The following is a 23324-nucleotide window of genomic DNA, read 5'->3' as shown; positions in this document are numbered from 1 at the left end:
AGATTTTCTGCGTCATGCCCGACAAGCGCAAAGAAGAACCCCAACGCGGCGTCGCGCTCAAATCCCGCGACGAACGCAAATCCAAACGCCCGCGCATGTACCGCGTGCTCCTCCACAACGACGACTACACGCCGATGGACTTCGTCGTCCGTCTGCTTCAGACCGTGTTTCATCACGGGGAGTCGAAGTCGACGGAGATCATGCTGCATGTACACAACTCGGGCGTCGGCGTCGCCGGTGTCTTCACCCACGAGATCGCCGAGACCAAGGTCGCGCAGACCCACATGCTCGCCCGACAAAACGAGTGCCCGCTGATGGCCTCGATGGAACCCGAGGACGACCCAGATGCTGAGTCATGAGCTACGAGAGACCCTCGACTCCGCCATCCAAGACACCCGGAGGCGGCGTCACGAATACATCACGCTCGAGCACCTGCTGCTCGCGCTGCTCGACGATCCCAGCGCGCGGGCGGTCCTGACCGGCTGCAACGCCGAGGTCGACGAGCTCCGCGCCGAGCTCGAGGCCTTCCTCGACGAGCACGTGCCCAAGCTGTCCGAAGAGGGCGAGGTCCAGCAGACCGTCGGCGTCGGCCGGGTCCTGCAGCGGGCCGTGCTCCATGTCCAGGGCGCGGGCAAGGCCGAGGTCACCGGCGCCAACCTGCTCGTCGCGCTGTTCGCCGAGCCCGAGTCGATGGCCGTGTACCTGCTCGAGCAGCAATCCGTGCGCCGCCGCGACGTGACCCTCTACATCTCGCACGGGATCGGCAAGGGCAGCCAGCGTCAGGCTCCGCGCGCGCGCCCGACGGGCCTGCCCCGGGGCGAGGACGACGAGGACGCGGTCGCCGACGATCCGCTCTCGGCCTACGCGATCGATCTCGCCGCCCGCGCCGAGCGGGGCGACATCGACACGCTGATCGGCCGCGATCAAGAGCTCACCCGGCTGATCCAGGTGTTGTGCCGTCGGCGCAAGAACAACCCGGTCCTCGTCGGCGAGCCCGGCGTCGGCAAGACCGCGGTCGTCGAGGGCCTGGCCCTGCGCGTCCACGAGCAGCGCGTACCCGAGGCGATCGCCGACGTCCACGTCTACGCCCTCGACATGGGCGCGCTGCTGGCCGGGACCAAATTCCGCGGTCAGTTCGAGGAGCGGCTCAAGGCCGTGATCTCGGCGATCGAGGACGAGCCCGGCGCGATCCTGTTCATCGACGAGATCCACACGGTGATCGGCGCGGGCGCGACCTCGGGCGGCTCGATGGACGCGAGCAACATGCTCAAGCCGGCGCTCAACGCCGGGCGCGTGCGCTGCATCGGCGCGACGACCTACAAGGAGTACAAGAACTTCGACCGTGATCCGGCCCTCGCCCGGCGCTTCCAGAAGATCGAGATCGTCGAGCCGACCCAAGACGAGACGATCTTGATCCTCCAGGGGCTCAAGCCGGCCTACGAGGCCCACCACCACGTGCAGTACACCCCCGAGGCGATCGAGCAGTCGGTCCGCCTGGCCCACAAGCACCTGCGTGACCGACGGCTGCCGGACTCGGCGATCGACGTGATGGACGAGACCGGCGCGGCCGCGCGGCTCGGCAAGATCGACCACACCAAGATCCGCGAGCGGGCCGACGACGAGCCCGAGCGCGACGAGGGCGAGGTGATCGACGAGGACGCCGACACGGTCGTCACCCGTCCGCCCGCGGCGCTCGAGGCTGGCGGCGCGGTCGCCTTGCCCGAGCCCGAAGCGCCCGGCGAGGGCGAGGGCGAAGGCGAGGGGGACGAGGACCAGGGCGAGCTGCGCCTGGCCGTCGGCGAGACCACGGCGCTCGAGCGCCGCACGCCCGGCCCGATCATCCAAACCGGCGAGCGGGTCGAGCGGGCCCCGGACGAGACCCCCCTCGACCCCGACGCGCCGATCGTCATCGACGTCCCGCAGGTCGAGGCCGTGATCGCCCGCATGGCACGGATCCCGCCCAAGTCGGTCTCGACCGACGACCGCGAGGTGCTCAAGAACCTCGACGAGGGCCTCTCGCAGGTCATCTTTGGCCAGGACGAGGCCGTCGCCGCGGCGACCAAGGCGATCAAGCGGGCCCGGGCCGGGCTCGCGCGACCCGACAAGCCGATCGGCTGCTTCTTGTTCGCGGGCCCGACCGGCGTCGGCAAGACCGAGCTCGCGCGTCAGCTCGCGCGTCTGCTCGGGATGCCCTTCTTGCGCTTCGACATGTCCGAGTACATGGAGAAGCACAGCGTCAGCCGCCTGATCGGGGCCCCGCCCGGCTACGTCGGCTTCGACCAGGGCGGCCAGCTGACCGACACGGTGACCAAGAGCCCGCACTCGGTCGTGCTCCTCGACGAGATCGAGAAGGCCCACCCCGACATCTTCTCGGTCCTCTTGCAGGTCATGGACAGCGCCACCTTGACCGACACGACCGGCAAGAAGACCGACTTCCGCAACGTCATCTTGATCATGACCAGCAACGCGGGCGCGTTCGAGATGACCCAGCGCAAGGTGGGCTTCGGCGGCGACGACACCCACGTCGACACGGCCGCCAACAAGGCGCTCGAGCGCACCTTCAGCCCCGAGTTCCGCAACCGCCTCGACAAGATCGTGACCTTCGGGCAGCTGCCCAAGCCGGTCGTCGACAAGGTCGCCGACAAGATGCTGCGCGAGCTCGAGATCCAGCTGGCCGAGCGCGACGTTCGCCTGACCTGGACCCCGGCGGCCCGGGACTGGATCGCCCGCAAGGGCTACGACAAGAAGTTCGGCGCGCGGCCGATGGGGCGCGTGATCGACGACAACATCAAGGGCGCGCTCGTCGACGAGCTGCTGTTCGGGCGGCTCGAGGAGGGCGGCGAGGTTCGGGTCGACTGCGACGTCGACAAGGACGAGCTGCGCTTCGAGTTCACGGCCGAGGACGAGCCCGCGCCGCCGAGCGGCGATGCGGTCGGGGGCGTCGACATCCACGAGCTGGTCGAGGCCTGAGCGGGTCTTGGTGAGGGCTCGGCGGGCTCAGCTGCAGCCGCCGAGCCCGTCGCCCTCGCTGCGCTCTGGCGGCGGGGCGGCGCGCGATGCCGTCTCGACCGCGGGCCGCGAGCTCGTGCGCTCGTGCTTGCGGTCGATGTCGTCGAGGGCGGGCTCGCCCTCGCTGCTCGTGAGTCGGGCCCCCTAGCCGGGCCCCGGGCTTCGCAGGTTGGCGGCTGCGCTTCGCTGCGCTCGGGCTCGGGCTCGGGCTCGGGCTCGCTCGACCGCCTTGCTGGCGCCTTGGCGACCGTGACCTCAGGACCTCAGGACCTCAGGACTTCGTGATCTCGAGCTGGCCGCCGCAGTAGTAGCAACGCCCCGCCCGTGGCGGCCCCGGCCGCCCGCAGCCCGAGCAGCTCCAGGCCCGCCCGGCGTCGTCGCTGAGCTGCTCGAGCTCGTTGCCAAAGCCGACCCCGAGCAGCTCGCGGAGGCGCTCGACGTAGCGACGTGAGAGCTGCTCTTGCTGGCCCTCGAGGTCCGGCCGCAGGATCAACCCGCCGCCTTGGCCCTCGCCGTGAAAGCTGAACAGCGGGACCTGCTCCTCGTACAGGTGCGCGTGGCTGTCGGGCACGTCCTCGCGCGTGGCCACGACCAGGGCGACGTCGAAGCGCTCGATCTCGTCGCCGCTGTCGACCCCGTGGAGGTGGGCGCGCAGCGAGGTCACGGTCCGATCGTAGTCATAGACGATGCGCCGGACGATGCGAAAGGGGATCACGCGTTGGCGTCGAAGGCCCCAGAGCAGCCGCCGCTCGATGATGACATAGCGCGACCGTCGGTCGACGATGACCTCGCGGTAGACCGCCCCGAGGGTCAACAGCCGCATGAGCAGCGGGGTCCGAGCCCGGAGCACGCCCGGGTGCTGTTCGTCCACCCTCGGCGCGAGGGTCAGGAGCCGGAGGCCGCGCATCTCCCCGAGCATAACCGACCGCGGGGCGTGTGTGGGGCCGACCCTGCGCGGGGTCGAGGGCCTTCGCTCGGCGGCTTCAAAGCGAGTGAGGCCGACCCCCAAGCCAACCTCGGCATCGGCGCCTCCCGGCGGCGCGCGAGGGCGCACCCCGGCCCGTCGATGAGGGGGACATTGTTGTAATTGGCGAACACCCAATCGATGGTTCGGTATGCCGAATGTCTACACTATGTTGATTTGCGCGACCCGAGGTTGGCATAGCAAAAAAGTCGTGAGGTTTCACGACCCTAGCGCTCGCTGATGCGTGCAATCGGATAGGTCCGGGGGTAGTCTCAATCGTATCGAAGGTGGTCGGCGCTGAACTCGGCGGTTCGTAATTGACGAATCCCCGAGCTCAGCCCGACCGCGGTCGGTGGCAACACGACAGCACGAATCGGAGGTCGCAGGTGAGTGGCAAGACAATTGGCGAAGCGTGGCGTGAAATTGCCGGTGAGCGTGCCTGGCAGCTGCGGCCGACGTGGCCGCCCGACCTGTTCGCGTTTACCTCGGTCGTGCTCGCCGACAGCGGCGCCTATCGGCTGGTGATCTCCCCCCACAGCGAGGCCAGCGAGCACCAGTGGCCGCCGATCCTCGCCCGCGAGCAGGTCGACGGCGACTATGACGACGTCCCGAGGTCGCGGCGCCGGGGCCGGAGCGTCGAGGATCGCGCGGCCCTCCGCCGCCTGCGCTGGCAAGCCCACCTCGAGCACGCCGCACGGGTCTGGCGAGATTGGGCCGAATACCAGGAGCGACGCCGGGACCCGACCTCCGAAGGGCAGGCCCAAGGGGTTGCAGCCGACGGCGAGGTCGGGCCGCCCACCGGGCCAGGGGTCGATGTCGTCACCTTGTGCAGCTCGATCGCGCGCAGCTTCGACGCGGCGGTCGCGTCGCTGATTACCCCGGAGGGCTGGTCGCTGTGCCAGGCGCTGCTCGAGCTCCACGCCCTCGCGGACCTCGCGAGCGCGGGCTTCGGCGTGCCGGGGTCGTGCGCCGAGCCTGGGATCGGGATGCACGCGCGTCAGAGCTTGTTGTACCGGGGGACAATCAGCGAATTCGGTACGGATCGTATTCGAGTGTTGCCAAAGCTGCGGACGCCGCAGACCGGTCTCACGATTCGCTCGCTCTCGCACAACCTCGCAATCGACCGATCCGAGGTCAAGGTCAATTGGCAAACCAGCACGATGTTGCTCCCCGGCGAGCGGGCTCACGAGCTCAATTTGTTGGTCATCCCGTGGCCCTACAAGGTCAGGCCCGAGGACTTTCGCGCGTCGGGGATCTCCGACCTCGTGCTCGACCCGAGCGCGTTTGGGTTCTTCGAGTACGAGCCCGAGCACGCCTTCGACCCCGAGCTCAACCTCATGCGCCTGCTCGGGGCCGCCGAAGAGCGGGTCGGGCAGGTCAGCGCCGTGATCCTGCCTGAGAGCGCGCTCAGTGAGGAGGAGGCCGATCAAGCCGAGGCCGCGCTCGGTGAGCGGGTCGGCTTCTTGCTCGCCGGGGTTCGCGGGGTCCGGCGCAATTATGCATACCTCGGCGTCCGGCATCCCTCCTACCTCGCTCGCTACTGTCAAGATAAGCACCATCGCTGGCGCCTCGACGCGTCGCAGATCGCACAATATGGCCTGGCCGCGAGCCTCGACGCGGGGCGGCTGTGGTGGGAGCCCATGCGCGTGCGCCCGCGAGAGATCAACTTTGTCTGCGCGAACCCGTGGCTGTGCATGGCGCCGCTCATTTGTGAAGACCTCGCGCGGCCCGATCCGGTCGCCGACGTGATCCGTGCGGTCGGTCCAAACCTGGTCATTGCGCTGCTGATGGACGGGCCGCAGCTGGCCGCGCGCTGGCCCGGACGCTACGCGAGCGTGCTCGCTGACGATCCGGGCAGCTCGATCCTGACGGTCACCTCGCTGGGCATGGCGTTGCGCTCGGTCCCGCCGGGCATGACCCCCAAGCGCACGATCGCGCTGTGGAAAGACCCGGCTGACGGCGCGCGCGAGATCGACCTGGAGCCGGGCGCGGCCGCGGTCGTGCTCACGATCGCGGCCGAGTTCGTCGAGGAGTTCACGGCCGATGGGCGCTCGGACCACGGCGCGGCCGTGCGCCTGGTGTTAACGGGGGTCCAGCAAATCCGCGCGCCGAAGGTGAGCGATGCCGAGACGACCAATCCTGGCGATAGGCCATTGAGCAATTCGCCGGCCGGGATATGACCCGTTTTATCTTTACATGTGTCCAATCCTACGCGCGCAGAAGTAGCAATTGTCCTGGTGTGCTCACCTTGGAGCTGCCATAGTGGCGGCTATGGAATTCGACGAGACGGGATTGAGCGCCCTCGCGAACTTCGCCGATGCAGTCGTGAGCTCTCCGCGCGAGTTCGAGACCCTCGCGGCGGCGGCGATCGATGATGCCCGGCGCTTCGATTCTGCGGGCAATTCGAACGCGCTCGCGGCCGCGCTCGACCTCATGGGCTCGGCGCTGCGCTCGATCGAGCCCAGCCGCGACGCGCGCTCGGTCGACACCATGATGCAGGTCGCGCGGCGCGTGGGGGATCGCGGGGACCGCCTGGGGCGCGAGGCCAGCCGGGCGCTGGTGTGGGCGCTCGAGAATCAGCTGTTGTTGGCTGCGCGGCGTGAAGCCGAGCCGCTGCCCTCGGGCGCCCACGCGCTCGACACCGACGAGCGCGAGCGGAGCCGACCGGTCTCGATCCGCAGCCTGTACAAATAGTGCGATTGTTAGGTCAAGCGTTGAGCTTGCGTACACCGATATCATCGAGCAGATACTCGACGACCGTCTTTTGCATCTCGATCCGATGGGGCTCCTCGAAGCCCATCCAGGTCTCGACGCAGATGCCGACGCAGCCGACGGCGTCGACGATCACCTCGGTCGACGAGGTCGCGACCGGAAAGTACTGCGGATCCCAGCGCTCCTGGTCTGAAGCGAAGCGCTCGTTGAGGCGCGCGACGGTCCGCGAAATGATCTCGGGCATCGGCTCGACGCCGTAGACGAGGGTCTGGCCGAAGGTCGGGCGCTCGGCGCTCGGGTCGTAGCGTTTTTGCGACTCGTGCAAGGTCGCCATCAACGCCGGGCGCTCGTCCTCGACCAGATCCATGAATTTGCGGGCGAGGCGGAGCTCCCAGGCGTCGGCGCTGGCGTCACCCGGGAAGCAGCGGTTGAGGTCGAGGCCGTCGGCCGGGGCGCGGCGCCGCGCTCGGTAGGCGCGAGGGTTCATGACCGGGCAGATCAGCAAGCGCCCGTGGGTCGGGCGGATCGTGGCCTCGAGCAGCTCTTGCAGCGCGTGGACGCCAGCGATCTCGTCGCCGTGGATGCCGGCCTGGATCAGCGCGGTCGGGCCGGGCGTCGACGCCTCGAACACGTGTACGGGGATCGTCGGCTCGAGAAAGTGGACGCCGGGGCTGAGGGGCATGGGCGCAGGATAGCGGCTGGCGGTTGCGCGATCACGCGTCGGGGAACAGCGAGGGAGCGAGCAGGAACAAGCCGAAGGCCAGCCCGACCACGGCCGCGAAGCAGGCCACGCCGACGCCGACGATGACCCAGTTGGAACCCTTCGTGGTCCCGCTCGACAGCCGCTCCATGAGCTCCTCGCCCTGCCAGTGCCGCGCGAGCTGCTGCATGCCGAACAGATAGGCGAGGGTGAGCACGAAGTTCGGGACCTCGGGCGGTATCACGAGCGCGAGGGCGAAGACGGCGACGCTGGCGAGCACACCGACGACCACGGTCTTGCCGAAGCGCTGGGTCCGGCCCATGCGGCGCTCGTTGATCGCGAGCACGATGAAGCCGGCGATCGGGCTGCCGAGGAAGGTCGCGCCCGCGACCTGGGCGTCGGTGAACAGCGGCTCGCCGGTCCCGGGAAGGTCCGACGGGCCGTCGCTCTCGGCCGAGGGCGGGGCGTAGGGGTTGAAGCCGGTCATGACCCTGGCATGGTATCCGGGTCTCGCGCGCTCTCGCGCCCTGTCGCTCTCGCGCCCTGTCGCGCCCTGTCGCGCTACTGGGGCTTGGGCCCGCGCAGGACCAGGACCGGGCAGGGCGCGAGCCGGACCACGCGCTCGGCCGTGGACCCGAGCAGCCAGCGGTCGAAGCCCCTGCGCGCGTGCGAAGAGATCACGATGAGCTCGCTGCGGTCGCGCTCGGCGAAGGCCACGAGCTCCTCGGCGGGGTTGGACGCCACGCGCACGTGCGCCTCGAACTCGGGCACGCCCGCGTCGGCGAGGGCCTCGCGCAGGACCGTGAAGCCCTGGGCGATCGCGCGCTCCTCGTCGAAGGGGCCGCGCAGGAGTCGGCCGGGCGCGGTCATCGGCGGGGGCACGATGATGTGGATGACCGAGATCGTGCCGCCGTCGGGCATGCCCGCGTCGGGCACGAAGGTTCGCGCGACCTCGAGGGCCTTGCGCGAGGCCTCGGAGAAGTCGAAGGGGACCACGACCTTGCGCTTGGGCAGGGTCCACGCGGCCACGGGATCGTCGATCGGGTTGGTATCGCTCACGACCTTGGTGCTCGGGAGAGGGGGTCAGGCGCCGTAGTCGGGCGGGACGACGGCGACGGGACACGACGCGCTGGCGCACAGCTCGCTGCCGACGGAGGTCACGAACAGCCGCTCGATCGCGTTGAGTTTGCGCGAGCCGGTGATCAGCATGAGCGCGTCTTCGCGCTCGGCGAGGTGGGCGAGCTCGTCGGCGACCATGCCCTCGGTCACGATCCCGCGCAGGCCCGTGATCCCGTGCTTGGTCGCCCAGCGCTCGAGGGTCCGCTCGCCGCCCGTGCGCAGGTCGGCCCGAACTTGCTTGACGGACTCGGCCGGGAGGTAGCCGATGCTCCAGCCATAGGGCATCGGGACGACGTGGGCCAGGACCAGCTCGCGGCCGAGGAGCTCGGCCATGCGCAGGGCGAAGCGGGTCGCGCCGACCGAGTCTTCGTGGGCGTCGCAGGCCAGGATCAGCGGGCCCTTGCCGATGTTCTCGGTCTTGGTGTCGGGCGGGACCACGACCGTCGGGGCCGGCAGCCGCCGAAGCAGGCGGCGGGCGACCGCGCCCAGGCGCCGGAGCCGATCCTTGCCGCGGGGCGCGAGGCGGCCGATGATCAGCCCCTCAGCGCTCTGCGCGGCGTCGGCCAGCACGTCCTCGGGGGTGCCGACCTCGACGAAGCGCAGGCCCTCGAGCGGGGTCGGGTCACCGGTGCGCTCGAGCGAGCGCGCGACGGCGTCCTCGGCCAGGCCGAGGGCCTCCTCGCGCCGGTCCGCGCTGGCCAGGAGCCCGAGCTGGTCCTGCTCGATCACGTGGATGGGCTCGAGCGTCGGCCCCCCGTCGGCAGACAGCTTGGCGTGGAGCCAGCGAGCGAAGACGAGCGGGCCCTCCGCGCCCTCGCGGAGATCGAGACCCAGGGTCCATTTTGTGGTCGAAGACATGCGTTGCGTTTCCGTCAGCCGGCCGGTCGTGGCGGCGTCAGCGAGGGTACCAAAGCGCGCTAGCGCCACCTCCGAAAGTGCTTCGAGCGCGCAATAAATTCGCAAAACATCGAAAATCGTGCGGCATTCTCCAGAACGCGCACGACTTGCGCGCCGCCCAGGTTCTCTTTTGGTTCTTTTCCGGGCACCAATAAATGATGTCAGACAAGAGCAAGGCGCCGGCGCGGATCCTGGTCGTGGATGATGAGACCGCCGCCCGCTCGGCGTTGACGGAGCTGTTGCGAGAAGAAGGCTACGAAGTCCAGTCCGCCGGCGACGGCTTCAAGGCGCTCGGTCGCCTCGACGCGTGGAACCCGGAGATCATGGTGACGGATCTCAAGATGCCGGGCATGGACGGGATCCAGCTGATGGAGAAGGCGCGCGAGCGCAGCTCCGACATCTCGGTCGTGGTCATGACCGCCTTCGGCACCGTCGAGAGCGCCGTTGAGGCGATCCAGCAGGGCGCCGACGACTACCTGACCAAGCCCCTGCACCTCGGCCAGCTGCTCGTGGTCGTCGAGCGCGTGCTCGAGCACCGCGCGCTGCGCCAGGAGACCGAGCGCCTGCGCAACGAGCTCGCCCGCCGCGACAGCTTCGAGCAGCAGACCGAGTACGACAACCTCCTCGGCCGCTCGCGCGCCTTCCGCGAGATGATGAGCCTCGTCGAGCAGGTCGCCAGCTCCGACGCCTCGGTCCTCCTCGTCGGCGAGAACGGAACCGGCAAAGAGAGCGTGGCGGTGACCTTGCACGAGCTCAGCAAGCGGCGCGAGGGGCCCTTCGTCCCGGTCCACTGCGCGGCGATGACCGAGGACATGCTCGACCGCGAGCTGTTCGGCTACGAGGCTGGCTACGGCGGGGCCACCGATCGGCGCGAGGGTCGCTTCGTCCAGGCCGCGGGCGGCACGCTGTTCCTCGACGAGGTCGCGGACCTCCCGATGCCGACCCAGGCCAAGATCCTCCGGGCCCTGCAGGAGGGGACGATCGAGCGGATGGGCGGCAGCGAGCAGGTCCCGATCGACGTCCGCCTGCTCGCGGCCAGCGATCGAGAGCTCCACGACGAGGTCCAGGCCGGGGCGTTCCGCGAAGATCTGTTCTATCGCCTCAACGTGATCTGCGTGCGCGTCCCGACCCTGCGCGAGCGTCGTGACGACATCCCGCTGCTGGCCATGCACTTCCTCGAGCGCCACACCCGAGCGAGCGGCAAGCCGGTCAACGGGTTCACCGAGCGGGCCCTGGGCGTGCTGCTCAACTTCGACTGGCCCGGCAACATCACCCAGCTCGAGAGCTGCATCGAGCGCGCGGTCGTGCTCGCGCGCGGCGACGAGGTCGAGCCGCGCGAGCTCCCGCGCGAGCTGATGAGCTCGGGCCGCTCGGGCGACGAGATGCCCTCGGTGCCCGGCGCGAGCCTCCGCGAGCTCGAGCGCTTCGCAATCCTCAAGACCCTCGAGCACGTCAGCGGCTCGACCTCGAAGGCCGCCCGGATCCTCGGGATCTCGCCGCGCAAGATCCAGTATCGGCTCAACGAGTACCGCGAAGAGGACGCCGCCGCGGGTCCCATGCGCAGCCCCGACCGGGTCACCGCGGTCGCAAAGTAGGCCTGGAGTCGCGCGGGCCCATCCCCCGCTGCACGGCCAGCTCGAACAGCAGCTCGTCCTCGAACAGCGCCAGGCCCCGACGGCCGAAGTCGCGCCAGGTCTGGGCCAGACCGACCGGGAGCACGCGCAGGCTGAGCTCCCGATCGACGATCGAGTACATGACCGACGATCGGTTGCCACGCATGCGCTCGAGCAGCGTGGACATGTAGCGCCCGAGCAGGTCGGGCTCCGCGCGCAGCTGCTGGCCGGCCTCGAGCCCGGCCTCGCGTCGGGCCTCCCAGGCGAAGGCCGGACACAGCGCCTCGACCTGGGCGACGGCCTCGCGCAGCGGCCCCTCGCGCCCGGCGGCGTGATGCAGCAGGGCGAGGTTGACCCACGCGCCGAGCCGCCTCGGTCGAGCCTGGACCGCGAGCTCGAGATCCGGCAGCGCCTCGTCGAGCTGAGCGCCGCGCCGCCGGAGCTCACCGCGGTAGCAGTAGGTGGCCTCGGCGTCGAGGTAGCTGTAGTAGCCCTTGCCCTCGTCCCACAGCTCGAGCGCTCGCTGCTCGCGTCCGAGGAACATCGCCGCAGCGCCCGCGCCGACGTAGCCCCAGCGGGTCCGCGTCGCGTACCAGACCTGCTCGAACATGGTGAACGCGCGCTCGTAGTCCCCCCGCCACATCAGCAGCTCGGCCGCGTAGGTCGTGAAGAAGGGCACCGTGGGGTTGCGGGCGGCGAGCGCCTCGAACTCGGCGAGGACCTCGTCGACGGGTCGGTGGCAGGCGTGGAGCTGGAGCTGCTCGGCCCGGCGCCGCGGCGACTCGATGTCGTCGAGCCAGCGCAGCGAGCCGTCGGCCGTCGGCGTGGTCAGGCGCGCGGATCGATTGCCGCCGAGCTGCGCGAGCGCCCGGGTGATCGCGTCGACCGCGACCTCGTGGCTGGCCTTCGAGTCGGCGGGGGCCTCGTCGCCGAGCAGCTGGCGGATGTTGGTGTCGACGATGAACCAGGTGTCGTGGGTGATCCGCCGCGTGGGTGTGGCGTGCTCTTCGATCAGCGCGCGGAGCAGCTGCCAGACCGCACGATCACCGAGGGTGACCGCGCGGACGTCTGCGCGCGCGGCCTCGTAGCGACCGAGCTGATCGAGCAGCTCGGCGCGCCACAGCAGGGCCTCGTCGTCGCCGGGGTTGTGGTGAAGCGCGCGGTTGAGCAGGTCGAGGGCGAGCTCGGAGCGGCTGGCGAGGTAGGCGGCGGCGCCGAGCGTGCGCAGGGCCTCGGCGTCGTCTGGAGCGCGCTCGAGCAGGGCCGCGGCGAGGGCCGCGGCGCCTTCGTGATCGCAGCGCCACAGCCTCGAGCTCGCCAGCAGCAGGGCGCCCTCGCGCTCCTCGGGGCGGTCTCGCAGCAATTGTTCGAGGGTCGCCTCGGCGGCCAGAAACTCGCCGCCCTCGCGCTGCATCAAGGCGGTGGCCAGGAGCTGCTCGGGGCGTCGAGCGTGCTCGCGCATGGCCGCGGCCGCGGTCCGGACGAGGTCGAGCTCGCGGGCGGCCGCGGCGACCGAGGCCAGGCGGCGGTGGGCATCGAAGGCGCTCGCGTCGTCGCCCGGGTCGGTCGCCGCGAGCCGCAGCTGCTCGACCGCGAGCGCCGGCAGCCCGAGGAGCTCGAGCAGCTCGCCAGCGTGGCGGGCATCGCTGGCGTCGCGCCCGAGCCCGGCCAGCGCGCGCGCGCTGACCTGGGCCTCGGGGATCTGGCCGAGGTAGCCGCGCATGATCCCCGCGCAGGCGAGCGCGCCGCGATCGTCTCGGGCCGCGAGCGCCTCGGCGTGGCGACCCCAGCGGGTCAGCGCGAGCTCGAACGCGCCGCCAGCGAGGGCCAGCGCGATGCCGAGCTCCGCGCCCAGGGGCGTCGCGGACTCGACCTCCGCGAGGGTCCGCTCGAGCGCCGCGATCGCCTCGGGACCGTCGAGCTCGCGTCGACGCAGCTGCGCGGCGAGGGTGAGCAATTGGTCGATCGCGTGCTCGGGTGACGCGTGCTCGGGTGACGCCGCGCGGGCGCTGCCCGGACCCCCGAACGCGCGCATGTCTGCGAGCGCCTCGACGAACTCACGCGCACGAGTGAGCCACGCGCGGGCCGAGGGCGAGCGAAGCAGGCGCTGTTCGACGGCCTTGGTGACCCGCTCGAGCGCGGCGGGGTCGGGGCCCGGGATCCCGCGTACATTGAGCGCGGACGGCCGCCGCGGATCGAGCGAGGCCTCGACCCGAAACCACCGTTCACCCGGCGCCCGATACAAGAGCTCGACGCCGCGGCTGTTCGCCCGCAAGGTCGCCGGGATCAGGCCGCGGGGCCACGCGTGCATCCACGTTGGGATCGGCAGGCGGGGACGCAATGTCGCCGGAGCCGGGCTGTTTACATTGTTCTCGCGCATTGGTGCTTTGCCGTCGACGACCGGGGAGTCGGTGCAACGCTATGCGGCGCGTAGGGGGCCATCAAGTGCGATTTCGCGCCTGCCGCAGTAACAGCGCCCAATCCTGATCACGTAAATTTCATGGGTGAAGCCCAGCCCGACTTCTCCATTGATATTGATGCGCGTGTCTGCCAAAACTGTCGGTGATGTCGCACAAAACTATAGTCGTGTTGTCACTGGGTTTGGGTGCGGCGCTCCTCGCTTCTGGCTGTGTCCTGGAGGAGGACGGCTCGAACCCGTTCGGGCTCGACGGCTACGGCGAGCTCGGGACGGATGATGGCGGCGACGGTGACCCGGGCGACGGCGACCCGAGCACGGGCGATGGCGACGACGAATCGACTACGGGAGAGGGAGACGGAGAGGGAGAGGGAGATGGCGACGGCGACCCGAGCACGGGCGAGGGCGACGGCGATCCGAGCACGGGTGACGGCGACTGCACGGGCGAGAGCCCCTACATGGGCGGCTGGGACATCGGCTGCTGTCAGGACGAGGTCGTGCCCGGCGCGTGGCAGCCCGGCCAGATCACCCCGGGCACGGTCATCCCCGACTGGACCTTCACCGATCAATTTGGTGAAGCGGTCCGCATCTACGACTTTTGCCACGAGGCGATCTACTTCGAATATGTCGCCCTTTGGTGTGGCTCTTGCCAGGCCATGGCGCCCACGGTCGCGGGGCTCTTCAACCAGTACGACGCGCAGGGTCTCATGACCCTCAGCTACATGAGCGAGAACGCTCAGGGCGGTGCAGCCTCCGTCGCGGATGTGCAAGTGTGGGCCGACAACTACGGCCAAGATGGCCTGGTCGTGTTCAGCAACCTGCAAGACGTCTGGTACCCCTTCGGCGTCGACCAGGGCGGCGGCAGCTTCTCGATCAGCCTGCCCGGGACCATGCTCCTCGAACCGGGGGCGCGGATCACCAAGCTCGGCGTGCCGAGCCCGACCGAGATCCAAGCTGCGCTGCCCTGACGCGGCCTTCGATTGGACGCGAGCGAGCCCTTGGTCAGGCGCCACGCCACCACGGTCGGGTGCGTGCTCGCGCTGTGCGTGCAGCTGGGCTGCGGCCGCTCGTCGGACCCGCCCCGCTCGGACAGCGAAGCGCAACTCGAGACGAGCCCGGCGCGGGTCATCGCGCTCGACCCGGCCGAAGATCGCGAGCGCGCGCCCTACACGGGCTGGACCCGGGCGCACTACGAGGCCGTGTTCGCGCGCATGGTCCTGGGCTTCGTGGATCATCGCTCCGAGCACGGGGCCCGCACGCGCTACGTTGGCGGTGAGCACCTGCCCGCGTCGATGGAGGGGGCGATCCGGATGCTGCCCGCGCTCGGGGCCTGGCTCGCGTGCCCCTGCAACCCCGAGCGCATCTCGGTCGAGGGTCGAGAGCTCGACATCGCGGCGATCGCCCGCGAGATCGTCGTCAACGGCACGAACCCGCGCAGCGTCGACTACTGGTACGAGATCGGCGCGGGCTGGGATCAGCGCAAGGTCGAGGGGGCGACGGTCGCCGAGTTCCTCGTCGACACGCGCGCGCGGGTCTGGGATCGCTGCGATCCCTACGAGCAGGCGAAGATCATGGCCTGGCTGCGATCCGCCGACGAGCCCCTCGCGTCGAACTGGCTCGCGTTTCAGATCGCCCGCAACACCGCGCGCCTGAGCTTTGATCGCCCGGTGTCCGCGGCCGCGCTGAGCGAGCAGCTCGACCTGCTCGAGCGCGACTACGAAGGTGACGGCTTCTATCGTGACGGCGCCGCCCACCGCTTCGACTGGTACAACGCCTTCGTCATCCACCCGGAGCTGAGCTTCTGGCGCCGGGCGATCGACCACGAGGGCGAGCGAGCCCGGGTCGAGCGTATCGCCGCGCGCACGCGCGCCTACCTCGGTCACCTGCCCTACCTCATGGACCGCGAGGGCCGGGTCCCCCCGATCGGCCGCTCGCTCGCCTACCGCAGCGCCGTGCTCGCGGCGCTCGAGAGCTCGGTCCTCGCGGGCGACGAGTTCGTCGCGCCCGGGCTCGCGCGGCGGATGAGCTCGGGCAACCTCCGCCACCACGTCGAGGCCGGGATGTTCGCGCCCGATCAGACCCTGACCCTCGGCCACCACGGTGAGCAGCCGCGGGTGCTCGAGAACTATGTGCGCCCGGGCTCGCAGTACTTCGCAACCCGCGGGCTCGCCGTCTTGGCCCTGCCGCCCGAGCATCCGTTTTGGACCGCGACCGAGCAGCCGCTGCCCGCCGACTTGGGCGACTTCGTGCACGCGCTGCCGGCGATCGGGTGGACCGTCGAGTACGAGCGCGAGGGCGCGGGCCTGACCCTGCACAACGTCCGCGCGAGCACGCGCAAGGCCGCGTATCACGATCGCTACAAGAAGCTCAGCTACGCGCCGCTGACCTGGTTCGCGCAGGAGACCGAGGGCCATCGACCCTACGACGCGTCGGTCATCAGCGCCGCGAACCAACGCTTTGATCGGCGCCGCTCGGGCGCGCAGTCCTGGGCCGTCGCGCCGGGCTTCGCGTGGACGCGCTACGCGATGGTCCCGGAGCAGGCGCGGACCGCCGACGAGCTGCGCCCGCACTGGATCTCGACCGCCGCCCTCGGCGGACCTTCGCGGCGCCCGCTCGAGCTCGACGACGGACCGGCGCTCGCGAGCGTGCGCCTGAGCTGCGTCGCGCCGAGCTTCGGGGCGCCCGCGCGGCCCCACGAAGGCAGCCCGGCGATCGTGGACGCGGCCGCGAGGGGGGCGTCGCTCGGTCACGGGGATCCGAGCGCGCCGTGGTGGTACGTCGACGCCGGCCCCGGTCAGTCGAAGCGAGCGGGCGCGGCGGCTGTGTTGCTCGCGGGCCTTCACGGCTGGGAGCGCGCCGGTCCGCTGCTCGGCTGGTCGGGCCCGGTCGAGCACGTGCTCGGGGGCGACGCCGCGTTCGTTGGGCTCGGCGTCGAGCAGCCCTTCGAAGGGCCGCGCTGCTTTGCGAGCATGCAGCGGGTCGCGGCGGCGCCCTTCGACCCCGCGCCGGTCGTGGCCGCGGCCCCCGAGGTCGAGTTCGAGGGCAGCCGCGCGACGGTCCGCTGGCGAGACGGCACCCTGGCCTGGGTCGAGCTCGCCCGCGACCCCGGCGAGCGGGTGCTCGAGCTCGGACCTCTGCGCCTGACCGGGCCGCTGCGCATGGCCCAGACCGCCGAGCTCGACGGCCTCCGGACCCTGGTCGCCGTTGGCTTGCGCAGCGTCTCGGACTCGCAAGGGCCGCTGCTCAAGGCCTTCGACGCGCGCACGCTGGTCGCGTGTGAGCTCGAAGACCGGCGGGTGCGCTGCGAGATCGACGGCCCGGTCTTCGTTCGCCGGTCCGGGCCCGAGCCGCTGACGCTGCGCTGGCGCGAGCCGCTGTGGACCGGCGATCCGGGCCAGGCCCGGTGGGGCGCTCCGAGCCGGGTCAGCGACGATGGGACCGACTGGGTTGCGATCGATCCGGCGGATCGTGGCCCGCGCGAGACCACGACCCTGGTCTTTGACCTGAGCTCATGAGCGATCGGCTTGCTGCCGACTAGCACCCCGGGGTGCTAGCAGCCCGGGGTGCAATGCATCGTGTCGCCTCGCGCCGGAATGTTCGCCGAGGGCGCGAAGCCAAAACGCCGCTGTACCGGGCGTACTGCAAGTTTTGGCGACAAAGCCCTCGGCGAAGAGGCCAAGCGAGGCGGCGCGAGGCATTGCAGCCCGGGCTGCTAGTCGTGCACGGTGACGCGGATCATCTGCACGGGGGTGCGGGGCCGGTCGTTGGCGTCGGTCGGGGTCTTCTCGATCTGGTGGACCACGTCCATGCCCGAGGTCACGCGCCCGAACACCGGGTGCTTCGACGCGCCGGGCGAGAACCAGTCGAGGTAGGCGTTGTGGACGGTGTTGAGAAAGAACTGGCAGCTGCCGCTGTTGGGCCGACCGGTGTTGGCCATCGACAGGGTCCCGGGCTCGTTCGAGAGCTTCGCGTTTTCGGGGTGCTCGTCCTGGATCGTCCCGTCGGGCCCGTCGCCGGTCCCGGCGCGGCGGCTGTTGGGATCGCGGCTGTGGGGGCAGCCGAATTGGAGCATGAATTTGTTGATCACGCGGTGGAAGTGGAGGCCGTCGTAGAAGCCGCTGCGGGCCAGCTTCACGAAGTTGCCAGCGGTGATCGGCATCAGGTCGGTGAAGAGCTCGACCTCGATGTTGCCGAGCGAGGTCTCGAGGGTGGCGGTGGGGTTGGCCATGGGCGCACGCTAGATCGCGCGCGCTCCTGCGTCTAGCAGCGATCAGCTTGGATTTACGCCAAAAGGCGCATCTGGGGCGCCTCTACCGTTGTCGGCTCGGTGCTCACCGCGGGTCAATCACAGCTTTGGCCTCGCTCCTGGCGCCGTGTGCCCGTCGTCCGTTTGGGGCTCGTGGCGGGCACCTCGAACTCGTGCTTCGGTGGCTGGTTTGGCCGTCGGGCTCCGCGCCCGGCCGCAGGAGGTCCGAGCTCGGGCCGTCGCCTCGCCATCTGGGGTGCAAGAGGCTCTTGGTGCGAGGTCACCGTTGCTCGGAGCAGGGTGCTCGATCCAACTCCGGACCACCGCACTCACCGAAGTGATTACGGGCTCCGGACGGCTCAACCCGCGTCGTGCTGGTGACGCAGCTTGGCCAGGCGGCTCCACGGGCCCTCGATGACCTCGGCCTGCTCCGCTTGCTCGCTCGGCTCGGCGCGCTCGCCGTCGAGCTCCCAGGCGTCCTCTTCGTCGAGCACCGCGAGCACCTCGAGCTCGGGCTTGATCTTGTCGTAGAGGTCGGGAAAGGCCCCCTGCGCGCCGTACTTGGCCCGGACCTCGCGGTAGAGCGAGAGGTCGAACATCTCCTCGAACTCGGCGCGGGTCATGAAGGTGTCGGCGTAGAGGAAGGGGAAGCCGCGGACGCTCTGGGTGAAGGCCTCCATCTCGCGCATCGCGTGCACGGTCTTGAACTTCTCACCGCGCTGGATCGGCCCGGGCACGCCGTAGACGCCGAGGTCGAAGTACATCGCGTGGTCCGTGCCCTCGACGCGGTCTTCGGGCGCCGGGTGGCGCAGCTGACCCGAGCCCGGGCCGCGGTCGTAGATCCGGCAGGGGTAGAGCAGGATCGGGTAGATGTCGAACAGCTCGTCGGACCGGTTGACCGCCTGGGCCATCGCGCTCATCGGCAGCGTGATGTCCTGAAACACCTGCTTGGTGAAGGTCATCTTGCGCACGGCCGGGGTCGTCGAGAACTTCAAGAACGCGATCTTGGGCGGCATCATCCACCCGAGCAGCGCGCGAAACACCGGGTGGTTGCCGCCCGGGATCATGTGCTCGACGACCCAGAAGATGCTGCGGTTGTGGCGGAGCAAGTAGTGGCGCAGGGGGATGTACTCGTCGCCCTCGCCGCGGAGGTACTGGCGGACGTGGGTGTAAAACCACGGCTTGTACCAGCGGCCGATCGGGTTGATCTTGGCCTTCTGCTCGGGCGTGATCGGCTCGGCGAACTCGCCCTTGATGATCACCGCCTGCTCGCGCGAGTAGACCGTGGCCTCGAGGAAGTCCGGCGCGTCGTCCATCGTCGCGAGCTCGTTGATCCGCGCGCAGTACTGCGCTTGCGAGGCGCTTGGCTCGTAGCGCAGGTGGACGTGGGACTTGACCGGGATGATCTTCAGCTCGAGGCCGACGAGCAGCCCGAGGGTCCCGTGGGACCACGGCAGCGCGCGGTAGAGGTCGGGGTGCGAGTCGGCGGTCACGCGCAAGAGCTCACCTTGCGCGGTCACGAGCTCGTAGGCGACCACGGTCTCCGACAGCAGCCCGACCTTGTGCGAGTGGGTGGTCATGCCCACGGCCATCGCGAGGCCGCCGAGCGTGGCCTCGGCGATCTCGAGGTTGACCGCGAGCATGTAGCCCTTGTCGATCAGGTAGCTGGTCGCCTGCCCGACGGTCACGAAGGGCTCGACGTGCACGGTCCGGGCCTCGAGGTCGACGCTGAGGATGTCGCGGAGCTTGCCCATGCGGACCTGGTGCCACCGGTGCTTGGGCTCGAAGCGGGTCGAGAGGTTCATCCAGGTCTTGCGATCCGTGCACATCGGCTTGCGCTCGGCCTCGGGCTGCGCGGCCCAGCGGCTGACCTGATCCTGGATGTCGCGGACCTTCTCGTCGTGGCGCTCGGGCGCGGCGCCGAGCAGGTCGTAGAGCTTGGTCCGCACGCGCAAGGCAGCCTCAAACGCCAGGCCGACCGGGAGCCCAACGCCGACGAGGACCACCGAGCGGTAGCGAGTCAACAGGTCGAGGGCGAGCTTCTTGGCATCCATGACGACAGCGCATTGACTCACGCGCCTGTAGGTGCGTCAACCGCGAGCTACCACGCTGCATCGCCGCTCTGGAGCTGGAGCTTCACGCCGACCGCCGCCGCGCCGACCGCCGCGCCCAGGTCTGCGCGGACTCGCAACTCGACGCGCTCCATGTCGAGGGTGAAGCAGGCGTCGTCACCCTCGATCCCGATCATGCTTGGACCGCCGGCGCCGAACAGCCGCCGCGGGAGCAGTGTTGGCCGAGTCTACGGCGTGACCAGTCTGGCCAAATGCATGCGCGATTTTGCCAGCTTGGGTGTTTTCGCCCCAGCTTGGCTCGAAATCACTCCAAATTGCCCGAGCGAAAATGAAAAATATGTGTTCCTAAGAACATAAAATCTCAATAAGTTAGAGCGATATCGCTCAATTCCAGTCACAGTGGACAAGATTTCCAGTCAAATTGCGATTTTTTCCCCAAAATTCAGTATTTGTACAAAAACGGCTGCTGATCTCTGTAAAAATTCCAGTTAGGGTGTAGCCATGAGCAGCCAAGCCGACCTCGACGTTCAGATTGACCTCACCGGCGCCGTGATCGTGAAGCTGAGCGGGCGGGCCAACGACCGTCGGCCGGCGGCTGCTCTGAACCCCGTTTTCGAGGGTCTGGTCGAGATGGGACGCTATCTGCGCTTCGATTTTAGCGAACTCGAGCACATCTCCTCGTCGACGATGGTCGTCGTCCTCAAATTCTTCAAGCAGCTCATCGCAATGGGTGTCGGCTTCGACCTCCGCTACGACAAGTCGGTGGCCTGGCAGCGCATGACCTTCGCCCCGGCGACCGCGATGATGGCGCCCTCGAGCTTGCAGCTGGCCGCGTAGGCGAGGGGGGGAGGGGTTCCTCCTTTAGACCCCCGCAGGCGTTTGGAGACTTTGCCACGCACGGCCGCTGCGCGGCCGGTCGCTACGTCGCTTCGCTCCTCCGCTCGGTGGGCTGGGGTTCCTTTAGACCCCCGCAGGCGTTTGGAGACTTTGCCACGCACGGCCGCTGCGCGGCCGGTCGCTACGTCGCTTCGCTCCTTCGCTCGGTGGGCAGGGGTTTCTTTAGACCCCCGCAGGCGTTTGGAGACTTTGCCACGCACGGCCGCTGCGCGGCCGGTCGCTACGTCGCTTCGCTCCTCCGCTCGGTGGGCTGGTATGAGCTTCGCGGTCGCTTGCGTGGCCCCCTAAAAGGGGGCTCCTTTTGACCCCCGCAGGCATTGGGGAGTCACTGAAAAGCCCGCAGGCATAGGGGGCTCATTTAGATCCCCCGCAGGCATTGGGGGGGGAACTGAAAAGCCCGCAGGCATTTGGGGGGCACTGAAAAGCCTGCAGGCATTGGGGCCCATTCAAAACCCCTGCAGGCATTGGGGGCTCATTCAAAACCCCCGCAAGCATTGGCGACTTTGCGTCGCCTTGCTCGCGGGGGGCGGTGAGCGCTCAGTCGACGAGTCCGCGCCGCTGCAGCAGCGCGTCGACGGTCGGCTCCTGGCCGCGGTAGCTGACGTACTGCGTCATCGGGTCGATCGTGTTGCCCTTCGACAAGATCAGCTCGCGGAATTTGTCGCCGTTGGCCCGCGTGAGCCCGCCGTTGTCGCCCATGAACGCGAACGCGTCGGCGGCCAGGACCTCGGTCCACAGATACGCGTAGTACCCGGCGGAGTAGCCCCCAGCGAAGGTATGCGCGAAGTAGGGGGACTTGTAGCGCGGCGGGACCGGGCCGTAGTTGACGCCGTGCTTGGCCAGCGCCTGATCCTCGAAGGTCTGCACGTCGTCGATCGCGGCGCCCTTGGGGATCAGGTGCCACTCCATGTCGAGCAGGGCCGAGCCGAGGTACTCGAGGCTGTCGAAGCCCTGGTTGAACTTGCGCGAGGCCAGGAGCTTGGTCAGGAGCTCTTCGGGGATCGGCGCGCCGGTCTCGTAGTGCTTGGCGACGTTGGCGATCACGAGCGGATCGATGAGCCAGTCCTCCTCGAACTGCGAGGGAAACTCGACGTAGTCCCGGGGCACGGCGGTCCCGGCCAGGCTCGGGTAGTTCGCGTCGGAGAACAGCCCGTGGACCCCGTGGCCCATCTCGTGGAACATCGTGGTCGCCTCGGAGAAGGTCAGCAGCGCGGGCTCACCCTCGGCGGGCTTGGGGACGTTGAGCACGTTGACGATCACGGGCTTGTGCCCGAGCAGCTTGGTCTGGCCGACGATCGCGTTCATCCACGCGCCGCCGCGCTTGCCCTCGCGCGCGAAGTAGTCGGCGTAGAACAGGCCGAGGCTGGTCCCGTCGGCCTCGAAGACCTCGAAGGTCCGGACGTCCTCGTGGTAGACGGGCAGGTCCGTGCGCTCCTCGAAGGTGATCCCGTAGAGCTGCTCCATCGTGAAGAACAAGCCGTTTTGGAGCACGTTGTCGAGCTCGAAGTAGGCCCGGATCTCGGCCTCGTCGAGGTCGAATTTCTCGGCCCGGACCTTCTCGGCGTAGTAGGCCCAGTCCCAGGGCTGGAGCTCGAACTTGCCGCCGCTCTTCTTGATCGCCTTTTGGATCGCCTCGGCCTCGCGCTTGGCCTTGGCCGCCGCGCGCGGGGCCAGATCGTCGAGGATCTTCAGGACCGCGTCGGGGGTCTTGGCCATCTGCTCTTCGAGCACGTAGGCGGCCCAGGTCGGGTGCCCGAGGAGCGCGGCCTTGTTGGCGCGCAGCTCGACGATCCGGCGCAGGACCGGGCCGTTGTCCTCGACCCCGCGACTCGCAGAAGCCTCCCAGACCCGCTGGCGCAGGGCGCGGTTGTCGAGGCTGGCGAGGATCGGCTGGCGCGTGGTGTTGAGCAGGTTGATGAGGTACTTGCCCTCGTGCCCGGCCGCGCTGGCGGCGGCCGCGAGGCCCTTGATCTCCGACTCGGACAGCCCGGCGAGCTCGGCCACGTCGTCGACGACGACGGCGTTGTTGGTGGTCGCGGCGAGCAGGTTCTGGGAGAAGTCGGTGGTCAGCTTCGAGAGCTCGCTGTTGATCGCGCGGATCTCAGCTTTTTGGTCCTCGTCGAGCTTGGCGCCCGCGCGGACGAAGCGTTCGTAGGTCTTCTCGGCCAGCCGCTTGTCTTCGCCTTCGAGGGCGTCGCGGGCCTCGTAGACGGCCTCGACCCGGGCGAAGAGCTCGGCGTTGAGGGTGATCGAGTCACTGTGGGCCGAGAGCAGCGGGGCCATCTGGGCCTCGAGCGCGCGGAGCTCGTCGTTTGAGATGGTCCCGGTCAGGCTGAAGAACACGCTGGCCGTGCGCTGGAAGATCTCACCGCTGCGCTCCATCGCGACCAGGGTGTTCTCGAAGGTCGGCGCCGCCTCGGCGCTGGCGATCGCCGCGATCTCGGCGGCGTGCTCTTGCATGCCGCGCTCGAAGGCCGGGCGGAAGTGGGCGAGCTCGATCGCGTCGTAGTCGGGCGCGTGATAGAGGAGGGTGCTCTCGTGGACGAGGGGGTTGTCGTCTTGCATCGGCGCGTCGCCGGATTGGGTGGTCGTCGTCTGGGGGTCGGCGACGGGGTCGTGGGCGCAGGCGGAGGTGGCCAGCGCGTAGGCGAGGACGGGGACGAGCGAGAGTGTACGCAT

At 69.3% G+C, this 23324-nt stretch carries 18 protein-coding genes; 8 read left to right on the top strand and 10 right to left on the bottom strand.

Annotated features, from left to right (window positions below; all coding sequences use genetic code 11):
- Positions 1–14: 14 nt before the first annotated feature.
- Positions 15–359, top strand: a complete 345-nt coding sequence (locus ENSA5_RS01715; protein WP_106389803.1) for an ATP-dependent Clp protease adaptor ClpS — start codon at positions 15–17, stop codon at positions 357–359.
- Positions 346–2970, top strand: coding sequence for an AAA family ATPase (locus ENSA5_RS01710; protein WP_106389802.1), 2625 nt, complete (start codon positions 346–348; stop codon positions 2968–2970). Before ENSA5_RS01715 ends, ENSA5_RS01710 begins: the two co-directional genes overlap by 14 nt.
- Positions 2971–3280: 310 nt before the next feature.
- Here the strand turns inward: ENSA5_RS01710 and ENSA5_RS01705 are convergent, their stop codons facing one another.
- Positions 3281–3916, bottom strand: a complete 636-nt coding sequence (locus tag ENSA5_RS01705; RefSeq protein WP_146155210.1) for a hypothetical protein — start codon at positions 3914–3916, stop codon at positions 3281–3283.
- A 443-nt stretch (positions 3917–4359) separates the two neighbouring features.
- Here ENSA5_RS01705 and ENSA5_RS01700 point away from each other — a divergent pair, with 443 nt between their 5' ends.
- Both ENSA5_RS01700 and ENSA5_RS01695 read left to right on the top strand, forming a co-directional pair.
- On the top strand, positions 4360–6153 hold the full coding sequence (locus tag ENSA5_RS01700; protein WP_146155209.1) for a hypothetical protein: 1794 nt from the start codon (positions 4360–4362) through the stop codon (positions 6151–6153).
- 91 nt (positions 6154–6244) lie between these two features.
- Positions 6245–6667 (top strand): hypothetical protein, encoded by a 423-nt coding sequence (locus ENSA5_RS01695; protein ID WP_106389799.1) that lies wholly within the window; start codon positions 6245–6247, stop codon positions 6665–6667.
- Between the two features lie 13 nt (positions 6668–6680).
- Here the strand turns inward: ENSA5_RS01695 and ENSA5_RS01690 are convergent, their stop codons facing one another.
- From ENSA5_RS01690 to ENSA5_RS01675, 4 genes are all read right to left on the bottom strand, one after another.
- A complete protein-coding gene (locus tag ENSA5_RS01690) occupies positions 6681–7367 on the bottom strand; it encodes a M14 family metallopeptidase (protein WP_106389798.1) in 687 nt (228 codons plus the stop codon).
- A 31-nt stretch (positions 7368–7398) separates the two neighbouring features.
- Positions 7399–7872, bottom strand: coding sequence for a hypothetical protein (locus ENSA5_RS01685; protein ID WP_106389797.1), 474 nt, complete (start codon positions 7870–7872; stop codon positions 7399–7401).
- 74 nt (positions 7873–7946) lie between these two features.
- Positions 7947–8444, bottom strand: a complete 498-nt coding sequence (locus ENSA5_RS01680) for a universal stress protein (RefSeq protein WP_106389796.1) — start codon at positions 8442–8444, stop codon at positions 7947–7949.
- Positions 8445–8468: 24 nt separating this feature from the next.
- Positions 8469–9362 carry a universal stress protein gene (locus ENSA5_RS01675; RefSeq protein WP_106389795.1) on the bottom strand — a complete coding sequence of 298 codons (894 nt, stop codon included), beginning with the start codon at positions 9360–9362 and terminating at the stop codon, positions 8469–8471.
- 194 nt (positions 9363–9556) lie between these two features.
- On the opposite strand from ENSA5_RS01675, the gene ENSA5_RS01670 reads away from it, so the two are divergent.
- Positions 9557–10996 carry a sigma-54-dependent transcriptional regulator gene (locus ENSA5_RS01670; protein WP_106389794.1) on the top strand — a complete coding sequence of 480 codons (1440 nt, stop codon included), beginning with the start codon at positions 9557–9559 and terminating at the stop codon, positions 10994–10996.
- On the opposite strand, the gene ENSA5_RS01665 is transcribed toward ENSA5_RS01670, so the two are convergent.
- Entirely contained in the window at positions 10977–13325 is a 2349-nt protein-coding gene (locus ENSA5_RS01665) for a tetratricopeptide repeat protein (protein WP_106389793.1), read from the bottom strand. The two genes, ENSA5_RS01670 and ENSA5_RS01665, sit on opposite strands and share 20 nt — an antisense overlap.
- A gap of 275 nt (positions 13326–13600) precedes the next feature.
- Here ENSA5_RS01665 and ENSA5_RS35450 point away from each other — a divergent pair, with 275 nt between their 5' ends.
- A complete protein-coding gene (locus ENSA5_RS35450) occupies positions 13601–14398 on the top strand; it encodes a TlpA family protein disulfide reductase (RefSeq protein ID WP_146155208.1) in 798 nt (265 codons plus the stop codon).
- 30 nt (positions 14399–14428) lie between these two features.
- Entirely contained in the window at positions 14429–16945 is a 2517-nt protein-coding gene (locus ENSA5_RS01650) for a DUF2264 domain-containing protein (protein ID WP_146155207.1), read from the top strand.
- A gap of 197 nt (positions 16946–17142) precedes the next feature.
- Here ENSA5_RS01650 and ENSA5_RS01645 read toward each other — a convergent pair whose 3' ends face one another.
- The 3 genes from ENSA5_RS01645 to ENSA5_RS36825 all read right to left on the bottom strand — a co-directional run bounded on the left by ENSA5_RS01645 (position 17143) and on the right by ENSA5_RS36825 (position 19924).
- Positions 17143–17658, bottom strand: a complete 516-nt coding sequence (locus tag ENSA5_RS01645; RefSeq protein WP_106389789.1) for a peptidylprolyl isomerase — start codon at positions 17656–17658, stop codon at positions 17143–17145.
- Positions 17659–18035: 377 nt separating this feature from the next.
- A complete protein-coding gene (locus tag ENSA5_RS01640; protein ID WP_106389788.1) occupies positions 18036–19730 on the bottom strand; it encodes an FAD-binding oxidoreductase in 1695 nt (564 codons plus the stop codon).
- 47 nt (positions 19731–19777) lie between these two features.
- Positions 19778–19924: a hypothetical protein gene (locus ENSA5_RS36825; RefSeq protein ID WP_181197177.1), complete on the bottom strand. Its 147-nt coding sequence runs from the start codon at positions 19922–19924 to the stop codon at positions 19778–19780.
- 325 nt (positions 19925–20249) lie between these two features.
- Between ENSA5_RS36825 and ENSA5_RS01635 the strand changes: the two genes are divergently transcribed.
- A complete protein-coding gene (locus tag ENSA5_RS01635; protein ID WP_106389787.1) occupies positions 20250–20585 on the top strand; it encodes an STAS domain-containing protein in 336 nt (111 codons plus the stop codon).
- Between the two features lie 597 nt (positions 20586–21182).
- On the opposite strand, the gene ENSA5_RS01630 is transcribed toward ENSA5_RS01635, so the two are convergent.
- Positions 21183–23324, bottom strand: a complete 2142-nt coding sequence (locus ENSA5_RS01630; protein WP_106389786.1) for a M3 family metallopeptidase — start codon at positions 23322–23324, stop codon at positions 21183–21185.

Origin of the sequence: Enhygromyxa salina (assembly GCF_002994615.1) — a bacterium.
GTDB lineage: Bacteria > Myxococcota_A > Polyangia > Nannocystales > Nannocystaceae > Plesiocystis > Plesiocystis salina_A.
Note: the sequence above shows the minus strand (reverse complement) of the source record. Positions and strands in the feature narration are given on the sequence as shown.

Coding starts and splice junctions, on each gene's coding strand:
- ENSA5_RS01635 (WP_106389787.1), top strand. CDS start 20,250: ATGAGCAGCCAAGCCGACCTCGACGTTCAGATTGACCTCACCGGCGCC.
- ENSA5_RS01685 (WP_106389797.1), bottom strand. CDS start 7,872: ATGACCGGCTTCAACCCCTACGCCCCGCCCTCGGCCGAGAGCGACGGC.
- ENSA5_RS01670 (WP_106389794.1), top strand. CDS start 9,557: ATGATGTCAGACAAGAGCAAGGCGCCGGCGCGGATCCTGGTCGTGGAT.
- ENSA5_RS01695 (WP_106389799.1), top strand. CDS start 6,245: ATGGAATTCGACGAGACGGGATTGAGCGCCCTCGCGAACTTCGCCGAT.
- ENSA5_RS01665 (WP_106389793.1), bottom strand. CDS start 13,325: ATGCACGCGTGGCCCCGCGGCCTGATCCCGGCGACCTTGCGGGCGAAC.
- ENSA5_RS01715 (WP_106389803.1), top strand. CDS start 15: ATGCCCGACAAGCGCAAAGAAGAACCCCAACGCGGCGTCGCGCTCAAA.
- ENSA5_RS01640 (WP_106389788.1), bottom strand. CDS start 19,730: ATGGATGCCAAGAAGCTCGCCCTCGACCTGTTGACTCGCTACCGCTCG.
- ENSA5_RS01630 (WP_106389786.1), bottom strand. CDS start 23,324: ATGCGTACACTCTCGCTCGTCCCCGTCCTCGCCTACGCGCTGGCCACC.
- ENSA5_RS01645 (WP_106389789.1), bottom strand. CDS start 17,658: ATGGCCAACCCCACCGCCACCCTCGAGACCTCGCTCGGCAACATCGAG.
- ENSA5_RS36825 (WP_181197177.1), bottom strand. CDS start 19,924: ATGATCGGGATCGAGGGTGACGACGCCTGCTTCACCCTCGACATGGAG.
- ENSA5_RS01690 (WP_106389798.1), bottom strand. CDS start 7,367: ATGCCCCTCAGCCCCGGCGTCCACTTTCTCGAGCCGACGATCCCCGTA.
- ENSA5_RS01675 (WP_106389795.1), bottom strand. CDS start 9,362: ATGTCTTCGACCACAAAATGGACCCTGGGTCTCGATCTCCGCGAGGGC.
- ENSA5_RS01705 (WP_146155210.1), bottom strand. CDS start 3,916: ATGCGCGGCCTCCGGCTCCTGACCCTCGCGCCGAGGGTGGACGAACAG.
- ENSA5_RS01710 (WP_106389802.1), top strand. CDS start 346: ATGCTGAGTCATGAGCTACGAGAGACCCTCGACTCCGCCATCCAAGAC.